Source organism: Streptomyces fractus (assembly GCF_049844455.1).
Taxonomy (GTDB): domain Bacteria; phylum Actinomycetota; class Actinomycetes; order Streptomycetales; family Streptomycetaceae; genus Streptomyces; species Streptomyces fractus.
In genome coordinates, this window is sequence record NZ_JBMYHI010000002.1 from 7,857,104 (window position 1) to 7,882,141 (window position 25,038).

A 25,038-nucleotide genomic window follows, 5' to 3' on the forward strand; every position below is an offset into this window, starting at 1 on the left:
CGTTCCCCAGACTTGATCGTCGAATGTAGTCAGGCTGCATCAACCGCAACCAACCCGTCAAACGGGACAATTAGGTCACACTTAGGGTCGCGTCACAGCCGGAGGCTGACATTGCGCTTCCCCGTGATGTACGGGCTGCAGTGCAGCGCTTTGGCCTTGCGGGTCAAGGGCTGCAGGTCGGCGGAGGTGGCATATGTGGGGGCCGATACGCGGATGTCGCGCAGGTCCCGGCCGCGCCGCAGTCGCAGGTAGCAGTCCCACGTGCCCTCGAGGCCCTCCCGGAGCTCGGCGGTGAAGGTCGCCGTGAAGCCGATGGCCCAGTCGGGTACCGGCGGAGCCCAGGGAGTCTCGGACGCGGGCGAGGCGGCCCCTCCGTCGGGGCTCTGCGGGGCGCGCGCGGCGGGGGGATCGAGGAGGGGCGGGAAGTCGGTGGGGGTGGTGGGGAGTTCGATCTCCTGGCTCGTTCCGCGCTGCGAGAGCACCAGGCTCACGGTCAGCGGCATTGTGCTGTCCCGGCCGCTCCAGCCGCCCCCGACGAGCTGCGCCGAGTCGTCGTGCCACGTGACCCCCGACAGGTAGGCCCTGGCCGGTGTCCGGTGGCGGCCCGCCACGCCGATGGCGACGTAGTGGCCACGGGAGGTCGAGTACATCTCCGCCTCGTACAGGCCGTACCCGGGCAGGTACTCCTCGAAGGCGGGGGCCGGCACCCGGTGGCTGCCCAGGTCGCCGCCGTGCAGGCGGGCCCGGACGGTGGCCTCTCTGATCCGGCCGACGAGAGACACGTCCCAGACCCCCGGCGTCAGGATGGACCCGTCGTCGCAGGTGGTCACGGGGATGCGGGCGCGCCAGGTCAGCAGGTCGAACGCGGCGTACGAGAGTGTGGTGACGGGCAGCTCGACCTCCTCGGAGCCGTCCCGCCGGGCCAGCATGAGGTGGAACTCCATCTCCTTCACCGGGAGTCCCGGCACCTCCATCCGGCCGGTGAGGGCGAAGTCCTCCTCGTCCTTGAAGGCGGACTCCAGCGCGGCGGAGGCGTCGAGCGAGTCCGTGACGTCGTAGACGAGGTCGGGGACGCCGGCGTCGGGGTCGCGCAGGTGGGGCAGATCGGCGTAGAAGCGCCCGGCCGACGAGAACGTCACCTGCGCGGCGCGGTCGGACACGAGATCCGAGGTGTAGAGCTCGGCCAGGAGGTCCCTGCGGTGTTTCGTCAGGAGCACGGCCGAGAGCCGCTCGTACGGGTCGCACTGCAACAGCGCCCCATCGGTGAGGACGGGGGACAGCTCCGCGGCGATCCGGTCGAACGCCGACTCCGCGGCCGGGACCCCCTGCACCCCCACCCAACGGCGCAGGAAGCCGACCACGTCCTTGATGTGCCGTGCCACCAGGACGTCCCGCTGGGCCTGATCCAGGTCGGCCGCCCGGATCCGCCGGACGGGCTCGACGATGTTGGTGACGCGGTCCGGCGCCTGGTACGTACGGGACAGTTCCTGCTGGTCGCCCTGGGCGCGGGTCCAGTAGTAGCAGTCGTAGTCGGCCACGATGGCGATGGAATCCGGGGCTGCCAGGTAGGCGGCCGACACGAAGATGATGTCCTCGCCGTAACCGGCCTCTTCGTCGAAACGGAGTCCGAGCCGGTCGATCAGGTCCCGCCGGAAGAGCTTGAAGACGACTTGGTTCCTGTAGGCGTGCGTGTCGAAGATGTTCCCGCGGGTCACGGTTTCGCGGAACATCGAGGTGGCGGGTCTGCGCCCGCCCACTCCCACGATCTTCCCCAGGACGATGTCGGCGCCGCCGCGTTCCGCGAGCGTGAGCATCCGTTCCAGCGTCTCCTCGCCGAGCCAGTCGTCCGCGTCGAGGAAGTACAGGAACCGGCCGCGGGCGCGTTCGATCCCGGTGTTGCGGGCGGCCGCGGGTTTTCCCCGGTGGTCGATGGTCAGCACGGTGATGACGGGGTGCTGCGCGGCGAGCCGGCTCAGTTCCGCGGGGGTGGCGTCGATGGACCCGTCGTCGACGACGAGGAGTTCGATCCTGTCCGCCCCGATGCTCTGGCGCACCACGGAGGTGAGGCACCGCTCGATGGTGGTCTCCGCGTTGTACACGGGAACGATGACGCTGATGTCAACCATCGCCGTGAGCTCCTTCCCGCGTCGCGCTCTGGGTGAGGTCGAGGGTCTCCTCGACGCCTTCGGTGTCCCGGGTGCCCTGGCTCTCCAGGGCTCCCTCGACGTCCTCGGTGTCCTCCTGGTTGAAGGGCGTCGCGACGGTCGGCACCGGGACCTCTCCGGCGGGGAACGTCCGAATTCCCCGGTCGTACAGATCGTCCACCGCGTGCGTGAAGCGCTTCTGGGCGTCGGGTCCGCCGAGGACGAAGGTCCGCAGCACCCGGCGCCGTTCCGCGAGCCGGTCGTCGCCCGCGGCCCGTACGGATTCCAGGAAGGCGCCCACCGCCAGGTCGTCGCCCGCGGGTACGAGATACGCGGCGCCCGCCACGGACACCTGTTCCGTGAGCTCGGCGACGGACAGATCCCGGGGGTTCGACAGGGCGTAGGGCTTTCCGCTGGCGAGGAAGTCCGACACCACACTGGAAATGTCGCTGATCATGCCGTCCACGGAATTGAACACGGCGAACAGGCCCGGCAGCCGTCCCGTGCTGTGGAAGTGCAGCTGCGGGCTGTTGACCATCGGAAAGAGCTCGTACCAGCGGGCGATGGCGAATTCCTGGCGCACCACCCGTTCCTGTTCGGTGAGGTGGTAGGCGGGGGAGTCGCGGCTGCGGTCCTGCAGTTCCGCCATGCGTTCTTCCAGAGCCGCCATTTCCTTGAGGACGGTCGCGTCGGCCACCAGACCGGGGTTCTCGGCGAGCCGCCGTTTGTTGTCCTCTTCCAGGATCGCCAGGATCTTGTGGTGTTCCGCGGCGGCTTCCGGCGAGCGGTAGCCGAGCATCGGGTGGGGGCGGTAGACGATGCGGCCCTCCGGATTGAGCCGGAGCAGTTCGGTGATGATGCGGACGCCCAATTCCGGCACCGAGCTGTAGTCCCCTTCCCGTGTCCAGCCCTCCCACGTCGGCGCGTACAGGACGGCCGGGTGCTCCCTGGCCAGGGGGGCCGCGGGTTCGACCTCGTCGAGCTGGGGCAGGCCGACCTCCACGATGGCCTCGTCGGGTATGGATCCGCGCAGCCGCCGGTATCGCTCCCGGCCCGCCTGACCGGCCACCCAGATCTCGTCGTACGTCTTGCTGACCCGGTTGCTGGACGCGAGTTTGTCGCTGTCGCCATGGCCGACGAAGACATGCTTCATTTCGGCACGACCCAGCATGTGGACGTTCTTTCCAGCGTTTCCTGGATAAAGCACGACCCGGGCATGAGGGAGCTGGACCTCTCCCAGGTCGTCCGCCTTCGGTACGCAAATGGCGGGAATGTCCGTGGGGGCGAGGAGTTCCATGGAGCGGCGTTCGCGCAGCACGACGAGACAGCTCCTGCCGGTGTTCTTCAGGACCGGCAGCCACATGTTCACCTGGTACATGAAATCGCTCGACGCCGAGGCGAAACTGAAGTACACGACCACTTCGGGCCTGGCGTATCCGAGGGCCCGATTGAGCGCGGCGAGGGACTCCTCGCGCTCGGGCACCTGAAGCGCTCGCAGCGCCTGCGGCAGCATCACGGTCATGGCGACGGCGGAGATGAACAGCAGGACCCCGATGCCCCCGTACAGAACGGTGACCTGATCGGTGACGATCGACGCGGTGGCAGCCGCGGAGATCAGTACATCGAGATAGAGAATTTTTCGGACGTAGCTGCGATAGACGAGGTTGCGGGGGAGTGGCGGCGGAATGCACTCGCTGAGATCCAGCGTCCGCACCGTCACGGGAATCGCCCGGTGCTTCCGTTTCGCGGTCTCCAACGGCAGCCCGTACAGCACCAGGAAAAGGAAGAGATAGATGAAACTGCAGGCCACGAGTGCGGTGGCGTGCCGGGGGAATCCCGGGAACTCGCCGAAGAACCCGATGAGCAGAAGCTGGCGGATCAGGAAACGCATCGTGAGGCCGAAGCGGTTCTTGCGCAGCAGCGACAGTGCATTGGACTTGATGTACGGCAGGGCGAGATCGACGCTGTAACTGACGACGATGCCGATGGCGAAGAACCATTTGGACAGCGTGGCGACGCTGTAGGCCATGGCGGCATACGCGCCGAGCAGGGCCAGCAGTAGGACGTTCGCCGCGACCCACCGGGCGGATATGCGCAGAGCGCGCCCCAGCCGGGCGCCCAGGGACGGCGACGCCGTCCCCAGGCCGTCCTGGTCGGGGGCGTCCTCCTGTGTGGACCGCGCGCCGGAGAGTGTCATCGCGGCTCGCCGTCGTGGGGATCCGTATCCGTGGAGATCTCGCAGGCCAGGTAGCCGCCCGGCGTCCGGTAGATCCGCACCCGGGTCGAGCCGTTCCCCGTGAACAGGCCGTTGTCCAGGGCCTTCCCGGCCCCAGTTGGAGCCTTCAGACGTGCCTCCTTGGCCATCCCGTCCGCCGCCACGACGACCCAGAAGTCCCAGGGCCCCGGCTTCTTCCGGGACCAGTCGGTCTGTTCGAAGTCCAGTACGGTGCGCCAGCCGGCGTCGTCGTAATCGTGCGCACCGTCGCCGCGCTCGTGCGTCAGGAACGGCGTCGGGGTGGTGTCCACCGGGAGCACCACGGCCCCCTCGCCGCCGCGCCGGCGCAGGTGCAGGGTGACCGTGCACTTGGAGCTGTCCAGCGACCCGACGTAGCCGAAACCGGAGAGCACCGCCTTCTTCGGGCCGGACAGCACCGCCTGGAGCAGTTCGGCGCGGGCCCTGAGGCGGTCGGTGGCGTCGAAGACATGGTCGGGCAGCGGGTTCCCCGGACCGCGGTGGGCGCGGAAGAACGGGAAGGCGCGGTAGACGCGGCTGCCCTCCACCACGGTCCGCGCGCGGTGGGAGAAGCGGCGGTTGACCGCCAGGTAGGACACCTCGTCGAAGAGGCCGCGGTCGGCGGCGAAGGAGCACAGGCCGGGATAGAGGCCCACCCTCCTGCCGACCCCGTTGCTCCAGTACGCCTGGCGCATGCGCTGCATCTCCAGGACCGCGCACTGCCGCTCGCAGAACGAGGCGGCGGCGTCGACGACCGCGAGCATCTCCTCGATGTGGTGCCCGATCAGCACGGACAGCATCCGGTCGGCCTCGGCCGGGGTGCCGGCACGTTTCGTGACCGCCGCGGCGGCCCGGAAGAAGGGCAGCGACCTCTCCGCGCAGTCGCTCGCCCGCGGTACGACCCCGTCCTCCAGCGCGCGGGGCTGACCGAGGCGGCAGCAGACGTAGTCCGACACGAAGGACACCTGGGCGGCGCTGGACACGGCCTGCGCTACGAAGACGATGTCCTCCCCGCTGCACAGCGAGGCGTCGAAACGGATCTCGTGGCGGGTCAGCAGTTCCCGGCGGAAGAGCTTCGTGACCCCGAGGTGCCGCAGGGCCTGGGCGCGCGGGCCCTCCTCGCCCGGCTTCGCCTTGAACGCCTGCTTCTCGAACCCGCGCAGCCCGGCGCCCGCGACCTTGCCCACGACGACGTCGCCGCTGTCGCGGTCCGCCGCCGCGAGCATGCGCTCCAGCGCCTCGTCGGCGAGCTGGTCCGTGCTCCCGACGAACAGCACGTACCGACCGGTGGCCCGGTCCAGCGCTTGGTTGCCCGCGATGCCGGGGGTCGGGGCGGGCGCCTCCCGCCGGACGACCACGACCGGGCATCTCGCGCCGGCCGCGAAGGCGTCCGCCTCCTCGGCCGTCCCGTCCGTGGACGCGTCGTCCATGACGATGACTTCCATGCGCTCGGGAGCCAGCGTCTGCCGGCCCAGCGACTTCAGGCACCTGCTGAGCTCGGGCATGGCGTCCCGGACGGGAAGCAGGACGCTGACATCCGCCGGGCGTCGGCCGCAGGACCCGATCTCGGTGTGCATCGTGGACCTTCCTTCCCGTTACCGGTCGCCCCGGAGAGTGGGCCGCCACTCCCGGAACTCGACGGGGAGGGTGTCCGCGCCCGGCAGCTCCGCGGGCGGCGCGACGGCGTCCACGACCTCCAACTCCCAGTCGGCGGGCGGCGAGATGACCATGCCGTGACAGGCGACCACCCGGACCACATGACGGCCGGCGGGCCAGGGGTCGGGTGGGGTGAACGTCCAGCGGCCACCCTCGTCGACCCGGGCCTCCCCGATCCGGCGGCCGTGGTGGAGCACCACGACCAGCGGGGCGTTTCTGGCCACGCCTGCGATGACGGGGGTGCCGGGTACGGTTCGGTCCGGCAGCGGGTGGGTCACCGTGGGCGCGTCCAGGGAGGCGATCACCCGCAGCGGGAGTTCGACCGGGGGCGTGGCCGCCTTGTCGGTCAGGCCGATCGCCGTGAGCGTGTGCTGACCGGGTGGCCAGTAGTGGGCGAGGCGCCACAGCCAGGTGCTCTTCGGCCCGACGGTCGTCTCGCCCACCGGGCGTCCGTCGCTGAAGAAGACGATGTGCCGCACCCCCTTGCCCGCGGTGCCGCGGAAGATCCGGCGTGGCAGGACGACGTCTCCGGGCGCGGGCTCCTGGAAGGACACCTCGACCGGGAGCTCGGGCAGACCCGCCCGCCGGGCCAGCTCGGCCCGGATCTTCGGGGTGTCCCACTCGGGGCGGCCCGGCAGCGGAGGCGGGGTGGGGGCGGGGGACTGGAACCACCGGGCATCGAGGATGCCCTGCGCCCTCAGCTCCTCGGCCATCATCGCGGCGACGCGGGCGCAGCCGGGCCGGTTGAAGTTACTGGTGTCGATCTGGCCCTCCGGCAGCCCCGGCAGCTCACCGGCGGCGAACCAGTTGAAGTACAGGCGTGTCTCACGGGGCCGATCGAACGAAAGAGACGGGCGGTGAGCTCGTTGAGGTCAAGGACGGGTACCTGGTGCGCGGTGGCGGTCTCCCGCACGAGGTCGGCGTAGCCGCCGGTGGCGTCGATGACGGTGCCGTCCTCGTAGAACCCGGCGCGGGTCGCCTGCGTGACGAACACCGGAACCCCGCCCCGGTCACGGACCTGCCGCGCCATCCGGGCCAGTACGTAACAGAAGTCGGCCGGGGCCACGTAGCGGTCCTGGCGATGGAGCTGCTGGTCGACGTGGCCGTACGCGATGAGGACGATGTCGCCGCCGCGCAGGGTGTTCAGCACGGAGGGCAGAAATATCTCCGCCGCGCGAAGAATCGACCAGTCCTTCTTGCTGAAGTTGTAGACCCGCACCTCGTCGGTGAACAGCCGCTCCAGCTCCTCGCCCCAGCCGGCGCGGTCGCGGCGTTTCGGGGCCACCATTTTGGCGACGGAGTCTCCGAGGATGTAGACGGCAGGGGCGGAGTTCCAACGCTCCTGCATACCGGCCTCCGTTCGGGATTCCGCTCCAGCCATCAGATCAACACACGTCCGGACGGCCCGCCAACGGGACCCGATTCCGGTAAGGGCGGGCCCCGGCCGCTGTCCGCCGAACAGGTGAGGCGCCACCGGCGATGTCCCGGAGCCCAGCTGCGCCCACGGCCTTCTGTGGCGGGCGCCGCGAGGACCATGGAGAGTGGAATGCATGACGGACACCCGGGGAGTGCCAGCTCTTTTCGTGGCCGGTGACTCCGTGACCCAGCAGCGCGCGAAGGACAGCGAACCCCTCTCGGGATGGCCCCAGCACCTGCCGCGCTTCGTCGCACCCGAGCCGCCCCTGTTCAACTACGCGCAGGAGGGGCACAACAGCTCGACCTTCCTCCGTCAACGTGCCGCGACCCTCGTCAACCTGATGCGGCCCGGGGACCTCTGCCTCATCGCTTTCGGTCACACCGATCAGCAGCTCGGCCGTGACGACTGGTACGTGCCGCCGCGGGAGTACCGCGACAACCTTCGCCGGTTCGCCACCGTGGTCACGGAACGCGGTGGCGTCCCCGTGGTCGTCACACCGCTCTGCCCCGCCGACTTCACCGAGGACGGCACCGTGGCGGACTCCGCTCGCGGATATTCCGAGCACGCCCGGGCCGCGGCCGTGGAGTCCGGAGCCCCGTTGCTCGACCTCCACCGGCTGACCACGCAGCTGTGGCAGGAGCTCGGCCCCGAGGAGACGCGCCGCCATTTCCGCTGGTACGACGCGGGAGTGCACCCCGTACTGCCGGCCGGCAAGATCGACTCACTGCACCTGAACCGGGCCGGGGCATGGCGGGTGGCTCAGCGCGTCGCCGCGGAGCTCGTACGGCTGGAGGTGCTGTCGGAGGACGCGCTCCGTGCCGTGCCGCCCGACGCCCCCGAGCTTCCCGCCCACCCCAGGAGGACCGCGGACGCCTTTCCCCTCCACGCGGATCTCACAGGAACCGCACCAGGGCGCATCAAGGTCCGCGGACCGTGCGCCGGACGGCACATCGTCCCGGCCCAGAAGTTCGCCGGAGTCGCCGACCGCGCCCTCACGCGTATCGGCTTCTACCTCGACGGCTCCCGCGTCGGTGCGACCCGGATCGGCCCCAAAGGCCAATGGATATGGCGGCGCACCACGTACTGGCCCCCTGGCGAGCACGTCCTCACCCTCGTGGGGCAGGGCGCCGACGGGGCCCTCACCGCACCGGTCGACCACCCCGTGCACGTCGTCGACGCTCTGGAAGCCCCCCGGGTCACGATGCCCCGGCCCGGCCGGCTGTCGGGCGGCCACCCCTTCATCCGGGGCCGGGCGCCGCACGCGTCGGCCGTCGTCCTGTTCGACGGCGAACGACGGATCGGTCGGACCCCGGTGCACGCCGACGGCTCCTGGTCCTTCCTCGGTGAGGAGCCGTGGCATGCCGGGGAGCACCACCTGAATGTCGTCGCCGTGTTCGGCCCGCTCGTCTCACCGGCGACTGCGCACACCGTGAGCGTCCACGATCCGGGCCCAGCCGCACTGCGGCCCCAGCCCGCCCGGCCGACCGGGCCACTCAACGGACAGGCGCCCTCGTGACCGAACCCCGAGCCTCCGCCGACACGTCCACGCCTCCGACCGTGTCGGTCGTGGTGGCCGTGTACAACGCCATGCCGTATCTGACCGAGTGCCTCGACTCCCTGGTCGGCCAGACACTCGGGATCGAGCAGATGGAGATCGTCGCCGTCGAGGACAAGTCGACCGACGCGAGCCTCCAGGAACTGCGGCGCTACGCCGACCGCCACCCTCAAGTCCGCGTCGTGGCACGCGAGGAGAACTCCGGTGGGCCCAGCGTTCCCCGCAACCAGGGCATCGACCGGGCCCGCGGCCGGTACGTGTTCCTCATGGACGCCGACGACTACCTGGGTGACGAGGCGCTCGCCCGCATGGTGGCCATGGCCGACGAGCAGGAGAGCGACGTCGTGGTCGGCAAGATGGCCGGTGTCGGCGGTCGGCGCATGGCGGAAGCGGCCTTCCGGCACGCTCCGCGCGCCGACCTGTACACCAGCCAGGTGTACCGCTCGCTCGGGCCGACGAAGCTCTATCGGCGCAGCCTCCTGGACGACCACCACATCCGGTTCGACACGGACCTGTGGCTCGGCGAGGACCAGGTCTTCGTGACCGAGGCGTTCCTGTCGGCCCGGACGATCTCCGTCGTAGGCGACTACACCTGCTACTACGCGCGCGCCCGCGACGACGGCCAGAACCTGAGCGGGCGCCCCAAGGCCGCTCATGAGCGGGTCGCCATGTTCGAACGGCTGCTGAGCATGGTGGACGAGCGCGTGAGCGATCCGCGGGGGCGGCGCACGCTGCTCGGCCGGCACTTCAGGAACATCCTGGGGAAGACCTTGCTGCCGGTGATCGTCCCCTCCCGCTTCGACCCCGGCACCGGCCCCCGTTACGACGAGGCCTACATCGCCGAGACCCTCGCCTCCACGCTGGATCTCTTCGACCGCTACTGGAGCGACGACTTCGCCCCCGAGATCGGCCCCTACGAGCGACTCATGGTGCACTGCTTGACCAGCGGCAAGCTCGACGAGCTGATGTTCCTCGGCTGGTTCCACCCCCATCGAGCGGAGGCCGAGCTGCTCATCGAGGGCGGCCGCGCCTACCGGATGTGGCCCTTCTTCCGGTTCCACGACGACCCCGAGGACCGCATCAGCGACGACTTCTACGACGTCACCGACACCGTCCCGGCCCGCGCCACCGTCGCCACCCTCACCGAGGACGACGGCACCCTCCGCCTCACCGGGCATGCCGAGCTGCGGCTGCCCGGCCACGACCCGGCGCCCGACGTCGAGATCCTGCTGCGGCACCGCGTGGACGGTACCTCTCGCGCTCTGACCACGAACACGAACACGGAAGGACCGGACGCCTCGTGGAGCGCGCAGGTCGCGCTGTCCGAACCGGGCGACGGAGTATGGGGGTTGTGGGCCCGGGTGCGCGGGGGCGGTCTCGTCCGTGACGTCCCGCTGACCGCACCCGCGGACGCCGCCTGGCCCATGCCGACCCACCGGCACACTCCGCACGGCGGGCGGTACTGGCGCGCTCTGCGGACAAGGGGCGGCCACGGAGTCCTCGACATCGGCGGGGAGGGCGCCCCGCTCGAAGCCGTCCTCACGGTGCAACGACCGCAGGGGGACGACGAGTTGTACACCTTCGTCGTCTCCGCGGCCGGAGGCGTCCGTGTCGAAGGTGCCCGGGCCTCGCTCTCTCTGCTGGGCCGCATCCATGGGGCGGAGCTGACCGTGCCCGCCCACCGGACGGGCGAGGACGGCGAACACGCCACGTTCGACGCCGTGATCGCCCCGCGCCGCTTGGCGGACGACTCGGCGAAGGCCCCCGACGTCTGGGATCTCCGGGTCGTCTTCGAGGCTGACGGACTGGCGCCGCGCACCCTCCGGCTGCACAGCGAACGCCGGGACTCTCACGGGCCCGAGCGCGGCAGGACGTGGTCCGGTTCCGATCCGGTGAACGGCGTCACGCGCTACGTGACGCCGTACCTGACGGGCAAGGGGTTCGCGGCCATTGACGGCGCGGGGAAGTACTTCGGTCCGGAGAAGTAGCCGGCCGGCCAAGGAGGAGCGCTCAACTGCCGCGCGCCCCGCTGGTGTCACCTCACATCCCCGGCCGATACCTCCGCTCCACATGCCCCTCCAGCTCCTCCGGGTAGAAGTACACCGGCCGCAGGTCGCCGCTCGCGTAGCGCTTGACCTGGTCGCCGAAGTGGGGGGAGGACGGGTGACCGCTCGCGCCGCCCGCGGTCACGGCCCACGCCCGCAGCTTCGGGCCGAATTCGACGACGGCGACGAAGCTGTTGCCGCTCGTGCCGTAGTAGCGCTTCGTGCCGGGGTAGCGCTTCGCGCCGAAGGAGGCGAGGGAGCCCCATTGGGCGGAGGTGAAGGGGATCGGGTAGCTGGGCTTGGTGTCGTCGAAGGTCTGGGTGATGGCGCCGTCGTTGCGCTGGTAGCGGTTGATCTGCGACCACGGGACCTGCCAGTCGCCGAAGTCCTGGGTGAGGCGGTCGACCGCGGATTCGAGGGCGTCCAGGCGTTGGGTGTCCGTGGCGCGGTCGGCCATGTAGTCCCAGACCGAGAGGCCGGCGGTGGCCGCTGCCGCTGAGACCAGGGCCCAGAGTGCTTCGCCCCAGAAGACCGCCAGGGACGTTGCCGTCGACTTGCCCGACCAGTGGTGGTCCCAGGTGCGGAGGAGGTCGGTGGGAGCGGCGAGTTTCTTCTTCTGGGCGTTGGAGGAGGGGAGTTGGTCCCAGGCCTTCGCCAGGCCGGGGAGGAGGCGGGCGAAGGCGGTGAGGTACGGGTCGAAGGCGCCCTCGATGAGGGTGTGCGGGGTGAAGCGGGTGCTGGAGGTGAGGACGCGGATCGCGTGTGGGCCGCGGGGGTTCTCGCCTGCCTTGTCGAAGTAGCGGGGGTAGTCGGACGCGTGCGGGCTGTCCGCGCCGGCCGCCGTCCAGGGCCAGTTGTTGCTGTTGAACGCCCAGCCGCTCTTCGGGTTCACCGCCTGCGGCATGCTGGCCAAGGTGTGCAGGCCGTGCCAGTCGGTGGCCGGGTCGCTGCCGTCGACCGGCTTCATGTAGTCGAAGCGGTCGTCGCGGATCGGCATGAACTGCGGCATCAGGAAGGCGATCTCGCCCTTCGAGTCCGCGAAGAGGGTGTTGTTGGAGCTGTTGGCCTTCAGCTCCGCCACCTTCATGTACTCGGCGTAGTCGCGGGTCGTCGTGCGCAAGTAGCTCTGCTTCAGGGCCTCCACCGGCTTGTTCATCAGCGCACACGCGATCCACTTGCCGTCCGCCTCGCGGACGATCGGGCCGTGATGGGTCGCGTAGGTGGTGAACGTGTGGTGCTCGGTGTCGCCGTTCTCCGTGCGGCAGGCCAGGGTGATGTCGTGGGTCGTGACCGGGCGGTGGTCTTTGCCGTAGCGGTAGGTGTACGTGCCGTCCGACGCGCGGTCGACCGTCTCCGCGAACTCGTCGATGTTGTCGACGCCGCTCGATGTGTGCATCCAGCCGGTGTTCTCGTTGAAGCCCTGGTAGATGAAGAACTGGCCCCAGGTCGCGGCGCCGTAGACGTCGAGGCCCTGCTTGCTCGTCACGTGCTGTTCCGCGCGGAAGAAGAAGCTCGTGTGGGGGTTGATGAGGAGGAGGGCGTTGCCGTCGCGGGTGTTGCTCGGGGCGATGGACATGCCGTTGGAGCCGGAGGGTTCGCGGAACTTGAGGCCGCGTTCCTCGTCGGTCAGAGGGACCTCGCGTTGCGCGTAGAACGCCTCCAGTTGGCTCAGAGCCACCGATTCGATGTCGCCTCCGATGCTGCCCTCGGAGAAGCTGAGGGGCATCCACGGCTCGAAGCGGGTGAGTACGCGGGGGTGTACGTCGGGGTGGGTGGCCAAGTAGTAGTTGAGGCCGTCGGCCCAGCCGCGCATGAGGGCGCGGAGCCAGGACGGGCACTTCGCGTACTGCTTCTTCAGGGCTTCCGGGTCTATGAAGAGGCGTTGGCGGAGGTCCTGCCAGAGGGCGCTCTTGCCCTCGGATTCGGCGAGGCGGCCGAGGCTGACCAGGTAGTTGCGTTCGATGCGGTTGAAGTCGTCCTCGGCCTGCGTGTACATCATCCCGAACACCGCGTCGGCGTCCGTGTCGCCCACCACGTGCGGGATGCCCCAGTCGTCGCGGGTGATCGTCACCCGGGCCGCTTGTCTCTTCCAGCGGGCGAGGTCGGCGGTGGAGGAGGGGTGCGGGGTGGCGGACGCGGTGCCGGTGGGCAACGTTGTCGCGGCGACGGCCAGGGTGGCCGCGGTGCCGATCACTCGGCGGCGGGTCGGGCCGTTGTGCGGTGCCTGATCTGTGTGACTCATGCGGTGTTCCACCTTCGTCAGGGCCGTGCGGGGTGTGGGAACGAGTCCATGGGGCGACGGGGTCGAGACTAAGAACCTCACGGGCGATGATCAACAGTGCGGACGGGACCCGTCGTTGTCGATCCCGTCGCCCCCCGCTCACCCCTGCGGAGCGATGCCGCTTCCGTACGGCGTGACGATGCTGTTCTCCCAAGTCCGGCGCACTCGGGGGGACTTATTCATGGCATGGAATGTTCCGCTCGTCGCTCGCAGGCCGAAGGTCGTGACGCACCGTTCCGATGTCGCACCGGTGGTGATGCGGTGCGTTGCGGGCTGTCTGGTGATCGAGGTGCGCGAGGCGATCGGCCCCGCCGCCGAGGCCCGTATAGGGCAGGTGCTGCACGGGGCCATCCGGCCGGGTGGCGCGGGTGTCGTGGTCGACCTGCGGCATGTGCGTGACCTGGGGGTCAGCGGCCTCAGTGTGTTGCGGCTCGCCCGTCTGCTGGCCGCGCAGCGAGGTGTGGCGTTCGGTTTCGCCGGGGAGCTTCATCGTGTGCCCGAACTGCCACCGGGGTGAGGGTATTTGGCGCTACGTCCCTGGGGTGCGGACCCGTACGTGTGTGTCACTCACCCGTCGCGGAGGATGCCGGGCGTGCCGTGGCCTGCTTCGGTCGCGGCATGGTCGAGGTGAGTACGGACGGCGCGGTGGCGGTGGCGGGCCAGGTGGCGCGGGGTGTGGCCGGTGTGCTCGGTGTGCTGGGGAAGGTGCCGCGGGCGGTCGTCCGGCGGTCGGTCGGGGCGGTGCTCGACTGCCTCGACCTGGACGAGCTGGTCGACCGCGTGGACGTGAACCGGATCGCCGACCGGGTGGACGTCGGACGTGTCGTGGCGCGCGTGGACGTGGACGGGATCGCGGCGCGGGTCGATGTGGCGGCGGTCGTCGAGCGCGTGGACGTCAACGACATCGCCGACCGGGTCGACGTGGACCGGGTCGCCCGCCGGGTGGATGTGGACGGTGTGGCGGACCGGGTGGATGTGGACCGGGTCGCGGGGCGCGTGGATGTCGACCGGATCGCGGCGCTCGTCGATGTGGACCGGATCGTCGCGCGTGTGGACGTGGACGGCGTCGTCGCCCGCGTGGATGTCGACCGCATAGCCGCGCGGCTCGACGTCGACGCCGTGCTCGCGCGCTTCGACCTGGTGGGGATCACCCGTGGGGTACTGCGGGAGATCGACCTCGGGCGGATCGTGCGGGACACCGGGGGAGGACTCACCGTGGAGGCGGTCGACTCGGTACGTGTGCTCGGCCGGCACGGAGACCGCAACGTCAACCGATTCGCCGACAAGATACTGCGCCGCACCGGCCCTTCGGACGAGCGTTCCCCGTGAGCGCGGCGGGGGGTGGGCCTGTTTGGGGGCTGGGTGGTGGGGTGGGCCGGGATTCCGGGCGGGCGTGGCCTGTGGCTGCGTCGGGTGGTGGGTCTGCTGGCGGGTGGCGTTCTGCGGCATGCCGGGACTCGGGGCGGGCGTCGGACAGTGGGTCTGCGGGTGGGCAGGATGGTGCGGGGGGCTGGGATTCCGGTCGGGCGTTGCCCGTGACGGCGGCGGACAGCGGGTCCGCTCGCTGGCCGGACTCTGAGGTGTGCCGGGACTCCAGGTCGGCGTTGCCTGTGACTGCGGCGGATGGCGGGCCCTCTGGCGGGCAAGATGCTGCGGTGTGCGGGGGCCCAGGACGGGCGTCGGGCAGCGGACGGGTTTATGGGCAGGACTCCTCGGTGTTCCGGGGCTCCGGGCGGGCGTTGCCCATGGCCGCGTCCGGCAGTGGCCCTGTCGGAGGGCAGGACCCTGCCGCGTTCCGGGACTCCGGACGGGTGGTCCCCGTGACCGCGGTCGGCAATGGGGCGGACGGCGGGGAGGACCTCGCCGTGTTCCGGGACTCCGGCCGCGTGTTGCCCGCGACCGTGTCCGGTAGTGGCTCCGTCGGTGGGCAGGGCTCTGCCGTGTTCCGGGGTTTCGCACGGGAGGTCCCCGCGGCCGCAGCCGGCAAGGGACCCGCCGGAGGGCAGGACCCCGCCGTGTTCCGGGACTCCGGACAGCTCGTCTCCGAGGCCGTGCCTGGCAAGGGGCCCGTCGGCGGGCAGGACCCCGCCGCTGTCTGGGATTCCGGCCGCGCGTTCCCCGCAGCCGCGTCCGGCAAGGGGCCCGCCGGCGAGCCGGAGTCCGCCGCAGTCCCGGAAGCCGTGCCGGTGGGCCCCCTGGACACGGGCGGCGGCGGAGACCCCGCCGCCGGGATTGTTTCGCGGGGGGTTGGGGCTCTGGTTGATGCGGTTGTGCTCGCGGTGGTGGGGTTGAGTGTTGAGGTTGGGGCTGGGTGTGCGCGGGTGGTCGTGGTTGGGCCGCCGTTTCAGATGCCGGATGTGACCAACTGGCTTGCTGGGCCCATTGGGTGGGTGTTGGCGGTCTGTTATCTCGGTGGGTCGTGGGCGGTGGTCGGGGCCACGCCTGGGGGGCGGTTGATGGGGGTGAGTGTGACGGACCGGGCGGGGCGGCGGCTGCGGACGGTGCGGGCCCTCGTGCGGGCCGCGGTGTCGGTGAGCTTTCCGCTGGGGTTGCTCTGGATACCGTTCAGCAGGCGGCGCGCGGCGTTGCCGGATCTCGTGGTGCGCAGTGTGGTGACGTACGACCGGGGTTATGACGGGTGATTCGGCGGCGGTGTGCGGGGGAGGCGGGCCGCTGCCCAGAGGCCGGCGAGTCCGATCGCCGCGAGGACCACCAGCGCGACGGCGTAGGGGCCGACGGCCGGGTCCGCGACGAGGATCGTGCCGGCGATCGCCGTGCCCACGGACGAGCCCAGGTTGGACACGCTGCGGGACAGCCCGGAGATCTCGCCCTGAAGGTCCTCGGAGAAGCTGGACTGCACCACGTTGACCGAAGGTGTGAGCATGAGGCCGAGGCCCAGGCCGATCAGCAGCAGGCCGGGCGTGGACGCCCAGGCCTTCGACGAGGCGTGGGCCACGACCAGGAGGGCGCCGATGCCGCACACCGTGACCGTGAAGCCGGCCATGATGAGGGAGCGTTGTTCGCGGCGCTTGGCGAACCGCTCCGCGCCGAGCGAGCTGATGAGCAGGCCCACGGTCGACGCGGTGAAGATGACGCCGGTGCCGATGGCGTCGTAGCCGCGGACGACCTGGAGATACGCGGCGACCACGAACGACACACCCATGAGCATCAGCCACTGGGCGTGCTGCGTGATCAGGCCGAGGTTCGACGTCCGGTTGTGGAACAGCGCGGTGGGGAGCAGGGGTTGGGCCCCGGTCCGTTCCCGCCTGCGGATCCAGCGGAAGAACGCCGTCAGGACCAGGGCGCCGACCAGGAGCAGCCCGCCCATGAGCCACACGTTGTCGTCCGCCGCGAGGATCCCGAGGACCACGAGGACGAGTCCGGCCGCCGACAGGATCGCGCCCACCGTGTCGAAGTCGCGTGTGCGGTCCGCGGGAAGCGGGTCGTGGAGGCCCCGGCTCAGCACGATGATCACCGCAACCACCGCCGCCTGGAACACGAAGGCCGCCCGCCAGCTGATCGCCGACGTGATCAGCCCGCCGAGGAGCGGCCCCGTGGCGGCGCCGATGCCGCCCATCGCCATGATCGCGCCGAACGCCTTCGCCCGGCCGGCCATGTCCGTGAAGAGGAGGGTGGTGAGGATGTACACCGGGGGGATGAGGAGCGCGGTGCCGACGCCCTCCAGGATCGAGTTGCCCAGGATCAGCACGCCAAGGCCGGGCGCCGCCGCGCTGAGCAGGGCCCCGACTCCGTAGATCACGAGGCCGAGGACGAGGCAGCGCTTGCGACCGTAGCGGTCGGCGAGGATTCCGCCGGGGATCATCAGCGCCGCCATGACCAGCAGGAAGATCGTGATCGCGATCTGCACGCCCTGCACGGTGGTGTCCAGGTCATCGCTGATGTCCTGGATCATCACGTTCATGTTGGAGCCCGCGAAGCTGCAGATGAACTGGGCGAGCGCGAGCGGCGCGAGGACGCGGCGCTGCCGGCCGCGGTCCGGGCCGGGCTTGCCTTCGGGTCCTGGCGGCCTTCGGCCGTCGGCCGCCTCGGGAGTGCTTGCCACGCTCATCGCCTCGCTTCAGCTCGCGGCCCGGACTCCCGACAGCCTCCGGGCGGGGCCCCGCGCGGTCGTCACCCCCGGAGGGTGACGACCGGGCCGCGCCGGACCGTGACACTCGGCGGCACAGAGGTGCAATCGGCACTCTCCTCAACCCTTGGGGGTCCTGTGATGGCCACCTCGACCACTTCTCAGCACGGCATGGGCAGCGCGCGGGAAGCGGCCGCCGGCGGGCTGACCATCTTCGCCGCGGTGATGCTCTTCATCGCGGGGTCCATGGACTTCTGCCGCGGTCTGATGGCGGTTCTGAAGGACGACGTCTTTCTCAAGACGCGCGACTACACCTTCCAGTTCGACCTCACGTCCTGGGGCTGGATCCACTTGATCCTCGGCGCGGTCGCCGTGATCGTCAGCTTCGGCCTGTTCGTCGCGATGAAGTGGGCCAGGGTGCTCGGCGTGGTCCTCGCCGTCCTGATCATGATCGGCAACTTCCTCTCCATCCCCTACTACCCCTTCTGGTCCCTGACGCTGATCGCGATGAACATGCTGGTGATCTGGGGCCTTTGTGTGGTGAAGACGGACACGCTGAGGTGACCGGCCGACCCGCGGCGGACCAGGACCGAGGTGACTCATGAAGGACGGACGGGCGCGCACGAAGGACAAGCGGGCCGAGCGGATCGCCGAGTTCATCGCACCGCTGCGGGTCGAGCCCGGGGCGAAGGTGCACCTGTCCAAGGACTTCGACCCGGCAGGTACGTCGGGCCTGAAGAACAAGCGGCAGGGCAGGGAACTGCTCGGCGAGGGCGTCACCCTGCTCGCCGACCACCAGCGCAGGCTGGCCGCCGAGGGCAAGTACGGCGTACTGCTGTGCTTGCAGGCCCTCGACGCCGGCGGCAAGGACGGCACGATCCGGCATGTCATGAGCGGGGTGAATCCGCAGGGCGTGCGCGTGGCGGGGTTCAAGGTGCCCTCGCACGACGAGCTGAGCCACGACTATCTCTGGCGCTACACCTGCGCGTTGCCGCGCCGCGGGGAGATCGGCATCTTCAACCGCTCCCACTACGAGGAGGTCCTGGTGGTGCGGGTGCATCCCGAACTCCTGGACCGCCAGCGGCTTCCGGGACGGGGGAGGGGTGGGAAGGACGGGCAGGACCTGAAGGGTGGGAAGGCGCTGTGGCGGCGGCGCTTCCGTGAGATCAACGAGTGGGAGCGGTATCTGACGGACAACGGGTTCAGGCTCGTCAAGATGTTCCTGAACCTGTCCAAGGAGGAGCAGCGGGTCCGCTTCCTCAAGCGCATCGACGTACCGGAGCGGAACTGGAAGTTCTCGGCGGCGGACGCGCGTGAACGCGGCCACTGGGACGACTACCAGGAGGCGTTCGAGGACATGCTGTCCGCCACGAGCACACGCTGGGCCCCGTGGTACGTCGTGCCCGCCGACCACAAGTGGTACGCGCGGACCTGCGCGGCGGCCGTGCTCGCGCACACGCTGATGGACATCGATCCACGGTATCCGGTCATCGACGACGAGGCCCGTCACGAACTGGAGCTGGAGAAGCGCCAGTTGGAGAAGGAGGCGCCGAGCGGCGCCGCGGCCGACCCGTTCACGTCCGGGCGGCGGGCGCGGTGACCGCGGCGGCGACCGGGCCCGGCGCGCCGCAGGCACACCTGTGGCACGCCGAGCCCGCCGACTCGGTGGCCCGTGAACTCGGCGTCGACCCGGCCGCGGGGCTCGACACCGCGCGGGCGGCGGCGCGACGCGACAAGAACGGGCCCAACGCGCTGCCCGAGGAGGAGCCGACACCGGCGCTGCGCCGCCTCCTGGGCCAGTTCGCCTCGTACATGCAGATCATCCTCGTCGTGTCCGCGATCGTGTCGCTCGCCATCCAGGAGTGGGGCACGGCGGTCGTGCTGCTCGTCCTGTCCGTCGTGAACGCGGTCATCGGCCTGCGCCAGGAGGGCAAGGCGGACAGCGCCATGAACGCCCTGAAGGCGATGACGAAGGCCACCGCCCGGGTGCGCAGGGACGGCAGGGAGGCACAGATCCCCGCGGAGGACGTGGTCGTCGGGGACGTGGTGCTGCTCGCCGCGGGGGACGAGGTGCCGGCGGACGGCCGGCTCGTCGCCGCGAGCGCCCTCCAGATCGACGAGTCGGCGCTCACCGGCGAGAGCGTGCCCGCGGCCAAGGACGCGAACCCGGTGTCCGGCGCGGATCTCGGACCGGCCGACCAGAGCGACATGGCGTTCATGACCACTCCGGTGACGCACGGCAGCGGCGTGCTGCTCGTGACCGCCACCGGCGCCGCCACGGAACTGGGCCGCATCTCGGGGATGCTGGCCGGCACGCGGCGCGAAATGTCGCCGCTGTCCAAGGAGTTGAATCGGCTCACCCTGTGGATCGTCGGGGCGGCCGCGCTCACCATGGTCGTGATGTTCGCCCTCGGCCGCGGGCGCGACGAGCCCTGGGACGCGCTGTTCGTCAGCGCGGTGTCCTTGGCCATCGCCGCGGTGCCCGAGGCGCTGCCGACGGTGACGCAGACCATCCTCTCGATGGGTGGGCTCGACCTGGCGAAGCGGAACGCGATCGTCAAGGACCTGCCGTCCGTGGAGACGCTGGGCTTCACCTCGGCCGTGAACTCCGACAAGACCGGCACCCTGACGATGAATCAGATGACGGTCGTCGAGGTCGTCGACGCCTTCGACCGGTACACGGTCTCGGGCACCGGCTACGGCCTGGAGGGCAGCATCCATCACGCCGCGGGCAGCTCGCCCGGCATCGAGGACGCGATCCTTCCCTACCTCGTCGCCAGCGACGCCTCGCTGGTCGACGGCGAAGTGGTGGGCGACCCCACCGAGGGCGCGCTGCTCGTGCTCGGCCACAAGGCGGGCCTCGACGTGGCCGCCACCCGCGAGCGGCTGCCCCGCGTCGCCACCCTGCCGTTCGACCCGGCGTACAAACTGATGGCCACCTTCCATGCGGCGCACGACGGGCAGGGGCGGCCCGTCGTGCGCTGCTTCATCAAGGGAGCCGCGCCCGCCGTGCTCGCACGCACCACCACGGCACTGTCGGACGGTGCGGGCGTCGCCTTCGACGCGGAACTGCGCGGCCGGGCCGACGGCGAGGTCGAGCGGATGGAGCGAGCGGGCCGCCGGGTGATGGCCGCCGCGACGCGCGACCTGGACCCGGCGACGTTCAAGGCGGACGGTGAACTCCTCGATGAAATACGGGAGTTGCGGGTCACGAGCCTCGTCGGCATGGTCGACCCCGCGCGCCCCGAGTCGAAGGAGGCCGTGGCCGCGGCGCAGGCCGCCCACATCCGCGTACGCATGGTGACCGGCGACGACGTGATCACCGGCGCGGCCATCGCCGAACAGGTCGGGATCGGCGGAGAGGCGATCCTCGGCGCCGATTTCGCGGCGCTGCCCGAGGACGAGCGGCTCGACCGCATCGACCGGATCGGCGTCCTCGGGCGGGTGGCGCCCGAACACAAGGTGCTGCTCGCGGAGACGCTGAAGAAGAAGGGCGACGTGGTCGCCATGACCGGCGACGGCGTCAACGACGCGCCCGCCATCAAGGCCGCCGACATCGGCATCGCCATGGGGTCGGGCACGGAGGTGGCCAAGAACGCCGGCCGGATGATTCTGTCCGACGACAACTTCGCCACGATCATTCACGCGGTGGAGCAGGGCCGCAAGATCTACGACAACCTCACCAAGTACATCCGCTTCGTGCTGATCCTGCTGGTCGTGTTCGTGCTGACGTTCCTCGGCGCCGCGCTCTTCGACATCGCGGACGCCGAGCCGTTCAACCCCGCTCAGGTGCTGTGGATCCACTTCGTCGTCAACGCGGCCTTCGGCTTCTCGCTCGGCTTCGACCGGGTCGGCGCGGGGCTCATGACGCGGCGCCCGCGGCCGCGCGGCGATCCGGTGATGACCCCGGCGCTGATGCTCACGGTGGGGCTCGTGGGGGCCGGCATCGCCGTCGCGCTGCTGAGTCTGATCAAGCTCGGCGAGGCCCGCTACGACAGCGCCCGCATCGGCAACTCCATCGCGTTCGCGGCGTTCGCGCTCTGCCTGATCGTGGCCGCGGTCGAGTGCCGCAGCCAGACCGGGACCGCGCTCACCGTCGACACCTTCGACAGCAAACAGCTCAACTGGACGATCCTGGGCGAGTTCGTGCTCGCCGTGCTCGTCACACAGACCGACGTCCTCAATCGGCTGCTCGACACCGTCCCCCTGCACATCGGCCAGTTCGGCTGGGCGCTGCTGCCGGCCCTCGCGCTCCTCGTGCTGTGGGAGCTGGGCAAGCTGATCGCCCGGCGGAGGTGACCGGGCGGTGCGGGGGGCCCTGCCGGTGCCGCCCGGTGTGCGCACGCTGCGCGGCTATCGGCGTTCCTGGCTGGTCAAGGACCTCGTCGCGGGCGTGGTCCTGACCACGCTCCTGGTGCCGCAGGGCATGGCGTACGCCGAGCTGGCCGGGCTTCCGGCGATCACCGGGCTCTACACGTCGGTGATGTGCCTGCTCGCGTACGCCGTCGCGGGCCCTTCCCGGATCCTCGTCCTCGGCCCGGACTCCTCGCTCGGCCCGATGATCGCGGCCACGATCCTGCCGCTGGTCGCCTCGGGCGGCGACAGCGAACGCGCCATCGCCCTCGCCTCCGTGCTCGCCCTGATGGTCGGGGCGATCACGATCCTGGCGGGCGTGGCCCGCCTGGGCTTCATCGCGGACCTCATCTCCAAGCCCACGATGATCGGCTACATGAACGGCCTCGCCCTGACCATTCTCGTCGGCCAGCTGCCGAAGCTGTTCGGGTTCTCCGTGGACGCGGACGGGCTGATCGGTGAACTGGACGCGCTGGTAAGGAAGTTGGCCGAAGGTGCGGCGGTGCCGGCGGCGGTGGCCGTGGGCGGCGGCTGCATCGTGCTCGTCGTGGCGTTGCAGCGGCTGGTGCCGAAGGTGCCCGCCGTCCTCGTGATGGTGGTGCTCGCCATCGGGGCGACCGTCGCGTTCGACCTCGGGGAGCACGGCGTGAAACTGGTCGGCCGGCTGCCAAAGGGGCTGCCGCCGTTCACCGTCCCCGACGTCCGCTGGGACGACCTCGGCCCGCTGTTCGTGGGCGCCCTCGGCATCGCCCTGGTCTCCCTCGCCGACACCATCTCCAACGCCTCCGCGTTCGCGAACCGCGGCGGCGACGAGGTCCGCGGCAACGACGAGATGATCGCCATCGGCGCGGCGAACGCGGCCGCGGGACTCTTCCAGGGCTTCCCCGTGAGCACCAGCGGATCACGGACCGCGGTCGCCGAACGGGCGGGCGCCAAAACACAGTTGACCGGCCTCGTGGGCGCGGCGCTCATCCTCCTCATGCTCGTCCTGCTGCCCGGCCTGTTCCGCGACCTGCCGCAGCCCGCGCTCGCCGCCGTCGTCATCACGGCGTCGCTGTCGCTGGCCGACCTGGCGGGCGCGGGTCGGCTGTGGCGCCAACGCAAGGCCGAGTTCTGGCTGTGCGTGGCCGCGTTCCTCGGCGTCGCGCTGCTCGGGGTGCTGCCGGGGATCGCGGTCGCGGTCGGCCTGTCGATCCTCAACGTCTTCCGGCGCGCGTGGTGGCCGTACAGCACGGTGCTCGGGCGGGTGCCGGGCATCGAGGGCTACCACGACGTCCGCTCCCACCCCGGTGCGCGGCGGCTGCCGGGCCTGGTGCTGCTGCGCTTCGACGCGCCGCTGTTCTTCGCCAACGCCAAGTCGTTCCGCGACGAGGTGCTGCGCGCGGTGCGGGACGCGGACGGGCCGCGCTGTGTGGTGGTCGCCGCGGAGCCGGTGACCGACGTGGACACGACCGCGGCGGATGTCCTGGAGGACCTTCTTGAGGTGCTGCGCGGGCGGGGTGTGGACCTGGTGTTCGCGGAGTTGAAGGATCCGGTGCGGCGGAAGATCGAGCGGTACGGCCTGGCTCAGACGTTTGGGCCTGACGCGTTTTTCCCTACGGTGGAGGGTGCGGTGGAGGCGTACCGGGACCGGGCCGGGGCGGAATGGTGAGCCCGACCGGCGGCGAGGTCACGGGGCTCTGCCCCGGACCCCGCGCCTCAATCGCCGGCGGGGCTTGGTTTTCAAGCCCCTGCGGCGATTGAGCAGCGGGGTCCGGGGCGGAGCCCCGAGGCCGCAACCCCGGTTCGGCTCAACTGGCGGCCAGCAGATGCGTCCCCCACGCCGGAAGGTCCACGTACAGCCCGCTGTCCAACAGCTCCGCGCCCGATCGCTCGTACTGATCCGTGCCGAGGAGACTGGTCAACTGCCAGAGGCCCTCGCCCAGTTCGGGCCACGGCAGTCGGACGCGGCCCTGGGCCCGGTCGTCGGAGAGGTTGACCACCGTCAGGAACCGGCCCGCCGGGCCCGACCAGCACGACGCGATCAGGGAGGCGGCCGAGTCGTTGTCCGGCCAGCCCGCGCAGTCGAGGAGCCGCCAGCTACCCGTGCGCATGCCGCTGTGGTGCACGGCCGAGAGCAGCCGCTCGTGGAAGGAGCGCAGCCCGGCGTCCGCCGGCTCGTCGGGGCGCCGGTCGAGGAACACCGGCAACTGGACGCGGCGCCCGGTGAACTGGCCCTCGTGCCACAGCGTCGCGCCGGGCAGCGAGGCGATCAGGGTGGCCGCCGCGCGCTCCTTGTCCGGGGGCAGCGTGTGTGCGGCCCGCGGCTCGTCGTGGTTCTCCAGGAAGCGGACGAGCCCGCGCTGGTACACCTCGTCGGCGTGCAGATGGCCCCGCACCGACGCGGTGTCGTGGGCGAGGATCCGGTCGTAGAGACGCTTGTCGTAGCAGAAGTCGAAGCCCTGCTGCTGGAGCGTCCATTCGAGGTCCCAGTACGCCTCCGCCGCGAACAGCATCTCCGGGCGCTCGCGGCGCACCGCGCCGATCACCTCGACCCAGAACTCCTCCGCGGGACGCTTCCCGGCCCGCTCGCCCCAGGTGCGCTCGAAGACATCGTTGGTCAGCAGCATCGCCATGTCGCAGCGCACGCCGTCGCAGAACCGGCCGATGTGGTCGAGGACCTCGACGGTCGAGTGCCGCAACTCGGGGGCGAACGCGTTGAGTTGGACGACGTCCGGCCACGCGGGGAAGAACGGGTCCCGGCCGCGCGCGAGCACCGCGTGTCCCGTGTCGAGGAAGCCGTCCGGGTCCCGCAGCAGGTCCTCGGCGTCGCCGCGCACGAACAGCTCCGGGTACTCGCCCACCCACGGGTTGTCGGGGGCCACATGGTTCGGCACGTAGTCGAGCAGCAGCCCGACGCCCCGGCGGTCGAGTTCGGCGCGCGCCGCGGTGAGGCCGACGGCCCCGCCGAGCGCCCCGTCCACCTCGTAGCGGCGGATGCAGTACGGGGAGCCCGCGATGTCCTGCTCGCCGATGCCGGGGACGGCCGTCTCGAACGCGGCCCGCAGCGCAGGGTTCCGGAGGGCGATCGCGCGGCCCTGCGGGCTGCGCTCCCACACGCCCATCAGCCAGACGACATCGACCCCGGACGGGGTGATCTCGTCCCAGACGTCCTTGGGCACGTCGGCGAGACCGATCTCGCGGCCGAGCCGCCGTCCTGTCTCCCGCAGCCACACACGGGTGTTGACCTCGTGGATCACGGGCTGTGCCGGCAAAGTCGCCATCGCT

The 25,038-nt window shown here is 70.6% G+C and carries 17 protein-coding genes; 9 read left to right on the plus strand and 8 right to left on the minus strand.

The features are described 5' to 3' along the window. Positions 1–92: 92 nt before the first annotated feature. The 5 genes from ACP4E5_RS37620 to ACP4E5_RS37640 are packed head-to-tail and all read right to left on the minus strand — an operon-like array spanning position 93 to position 7,381. The gene (locus ACP4E5_RS37620) at positions 93–2,126 is read right to left on the minus strand and encodes a glycosyltransferase family 2 protein (protein ID WP_425836939.1); all 2,034 of its coding nucleotides are present in this window, start codon (positions 2,124–2,126) and stop codon (positions 93–95) included. Beyond that, positions 2,119–4,341, minus strand: coding sequence for a hypothetical protein (locus tag ACP4E5_RS37625; protein ID WP_425836942.1), 2,223 nt, complete (start codon positions 4,339–4,341; stop codon positions 2,119–2,121). The genes ACP4E5_RS37620 and ACP4E5_RS37625 overlap by 8 nt, the downstream gene beginning before the upstream one ends. Beyond that, complete coding sequence (locus tag ACP4E5_RS37630) at positions 4,338–5,954, minus strand: glycosyltransferase family 2 protein (RefSeq protein WP_425836945.1); 1,617 nt, start codon at positions 5,952–5,954, stop codon at positions 4,338–4,340. Before ACP4E5_RS37630 ends, ACP4E5_RS37625 begins: the two co-directional genes overlap by 4 nt. Before the next feature lie 18 nt (positions 5,955–5,972). Continuing rightward, complete coding sequence (locus ACP4E5_RS37635; RefSeq protein WP_425836948.1) at positions 5,973–6,749, minus strand: Ig-like domain-containing protein; 777 nt, start codon at positions 6,747–6,749, stop codon at positions 5,973–5,975. Further along, positions 6,746–7,381 (minus strand): GDSL-type esterase/lipase family protein, encoded by a 636-nt coding sequence (locus tag ACP4E5_RS37640; protein WP_425836951.1) that lies wholly within the window; start codon positions 7,379–7,381, stop codon positions 6,746–6,748. The genes ACP4E5_RS37635 and ACP4E5_RS37640 overlap by 4 nt, the downstream gene beginning before the upstream one ends. A 202-nt stretch (positions 7,382–7,583) precedes the next feature. Between ACP4E5_RS37640 and ACP4E5_RS37645 the strand changes: the two genes are divergently transcribed. Together ACP4E5_RS37645 and ACP4E5_RS37650 are read left to right on the plus strand one after the other, a co-directional pair. Continuing rightward, positions 7,584–8,966 carry a GDSL-type esterase/lipase family protein gene (locus ACP4E5_RS37645; protein WP_425836954.1) on the plus strand — a complete coding sequence of 461 codons (1,383 nt, stop codon included), beginning with the start codon at positions 7,584–7,586 and terminating at the stop codon, positions 8,964–8,966. Then, positions 8,963–10,993: a glycosyltransferase family 2 protein gene (locus ACP4E5_RS37650; RefSeq protein ID WP_425836957.1), complete on the plus strand. Its 2,031-nt coding sequence runs from the start codon at positions 8,963–8,965 to the stop codon at positions 10,991–10,993. The genes ACP4E5_RS37645 and ACP4E5_RS37650 overlap by 4 nt, the downstream gene beginning before the upstream one ends. A gap of 52 nt (positions 10,994–11,045) precedes the next feature. Here ACP4E5_RS37650 and ACP4E5_RS37655 read toward each other — a convergent pair whose 3' ends face one another. Next, a complete protein-coding gene (locus ACP4E5_RS37655) occupies positions 11,046–13,292 on the minus strand; it encodes a penicillin acylase family protein (protein ID WP_425836960.1) in 2,247 nt (748 codons plus the stop codon). Positions 13,293–13,512: 220 nt separating this feature from the next. Here ACP4E5_RS37655 and ACP4E5_RS37660 point away from each other — a divergent pair, with 220 nt between their 5' ends. The 3 genes from ACP4E5_RS37660 (at position 13,513) to ACP4E5_RS37670 (ending at position 15,973) form a co-directional block, all read left to right on the plus strand. Then, complete coding sequence (locus ACP4E5_RS37660) at positions 13,513–13,848, plus strand: STAS domain-containing protein (RefSeq protein WP_425836963.1); 336 nt, start codon at positions 13,513–13,515, stop codon at positions 13,846–13,848. Between the two features lie 101 nt (positions 13,849–13,949). Then, the gene (locus ACP4E5_RS37665; RefSeq protein ID WP_425836966.1) at positions 13,950–14,660 is read left to right on the plus strand and encodes a hypothetical protein; all 711 of its coding nucleotides are present in this window, start codon (positions 13,950–13,952) and stop codon (positions 14,658–14,660) included. A gap of 491 nt (positions 14,661–15,151) precedes the next feature. Further along, on the plus strand, positions 15,152–15,973 hold the full coding sequence (locus ACP4E5_RS37670; protein WP_425836969.1) for an RDD family protein: 822 nt from the start codon (positions 15,152–15,154) through the stop codon (positions 15,971–15,973). Here the strand turns inward: ACP4E5_RS37670 and ACP4E5_RS37675 are convergent. After that, complete coding sequence (locus tag ACP4E5_RS37675) at positions 15,961–17,394, minus strand: MFS transporter (protein ID WP_425836972.1); 1,434 nt, start codon at positions 17,392–17,394, stop codon at positions 15,961–15,963. The genes ACP4E5_RS37670 and ACP4E5_RS37675 overlap by 13 nt on opposite strands. A 165-nt stretch (positions 17,395–17,559) precedes the next feature. On the opposite strand from ACP4E5_RS37675, the gene ACP4E5_RS37680 reads away from it, so the two are divergent. Genes ACP4E5_RS37680 through ACP4E5_RS37695 form a run of 4 tightly spaced genes read left to right on the plus strand, consistent with a single transcriptional unit; the run spans position 17,560 to position 23,422 of the window. Further along, positions 17,560–17,982, plus strand: a complete 423-nt coding sequence (locus tag ACP4E5_RS37680; protein ID WP_425836975.1) for a DUF7144 family membrane protein — start codon at positions 17,560–17,562, stop codon at positions 17,980–17,982. Positions 17,983–18,019: 37 nt separating this feature from the next. Then, positions 18,020–19,018: a polyphosphate kinase 2 family protein gene (locus ACP4E5_RS37685; protein WP_425836978.1), complete on the plus strand. Its 999-nt coding sequence runs from the start codon at positions 18,020–18,022 to the stop codon at positions 19,016–19,018. Then, a complete protein-coding gene (locus tag ACP4E5_RS37690) occupies positions 19,015–21,717 on the plus strand; it encodes a cation-translocating P-type ATPase (protein ID WP_425836981.1) in 2,703 nt (900 codons plus the stop codon). The genes ACP4E5_RS37685 and ACP4E5_RS37690 overlap by 4 nt, the downstream gene beginning before the upstream one ends. A 7-nt stretch (positions 21,718–21,724) precedes the next feature. Then, positions 21,725–23,422, plus strand: a complete 1,698-nt coding sequence (locus ACP4E5_RS37695) for a SulP family inorganic anion transporter (protein ID WP_425836984.1) — start codon at positions 21,725–21,727, stop codon at positions 23,420–23,422. 139 nt (positions 23,423–23,561) lie between these two features. On the opposite strand, the gene ACP4E5_RS37700 is transcribed toward ACP4E5_RS37695, so the two are convergent. Further along, positions 23,562–25,034: an alpha-amylase family protein gene (locus ACP4E5_RS37700; RefSeq protein ID WP_425836987.1), complete on the minus strand. Its 1,473-nt coding sequence runs from the start codon at positions 25,032–25,034 to the stop codon at positions 23,562–23,564. Positions 25,035–25,038 lie beyond the last annotated feature (4 nt).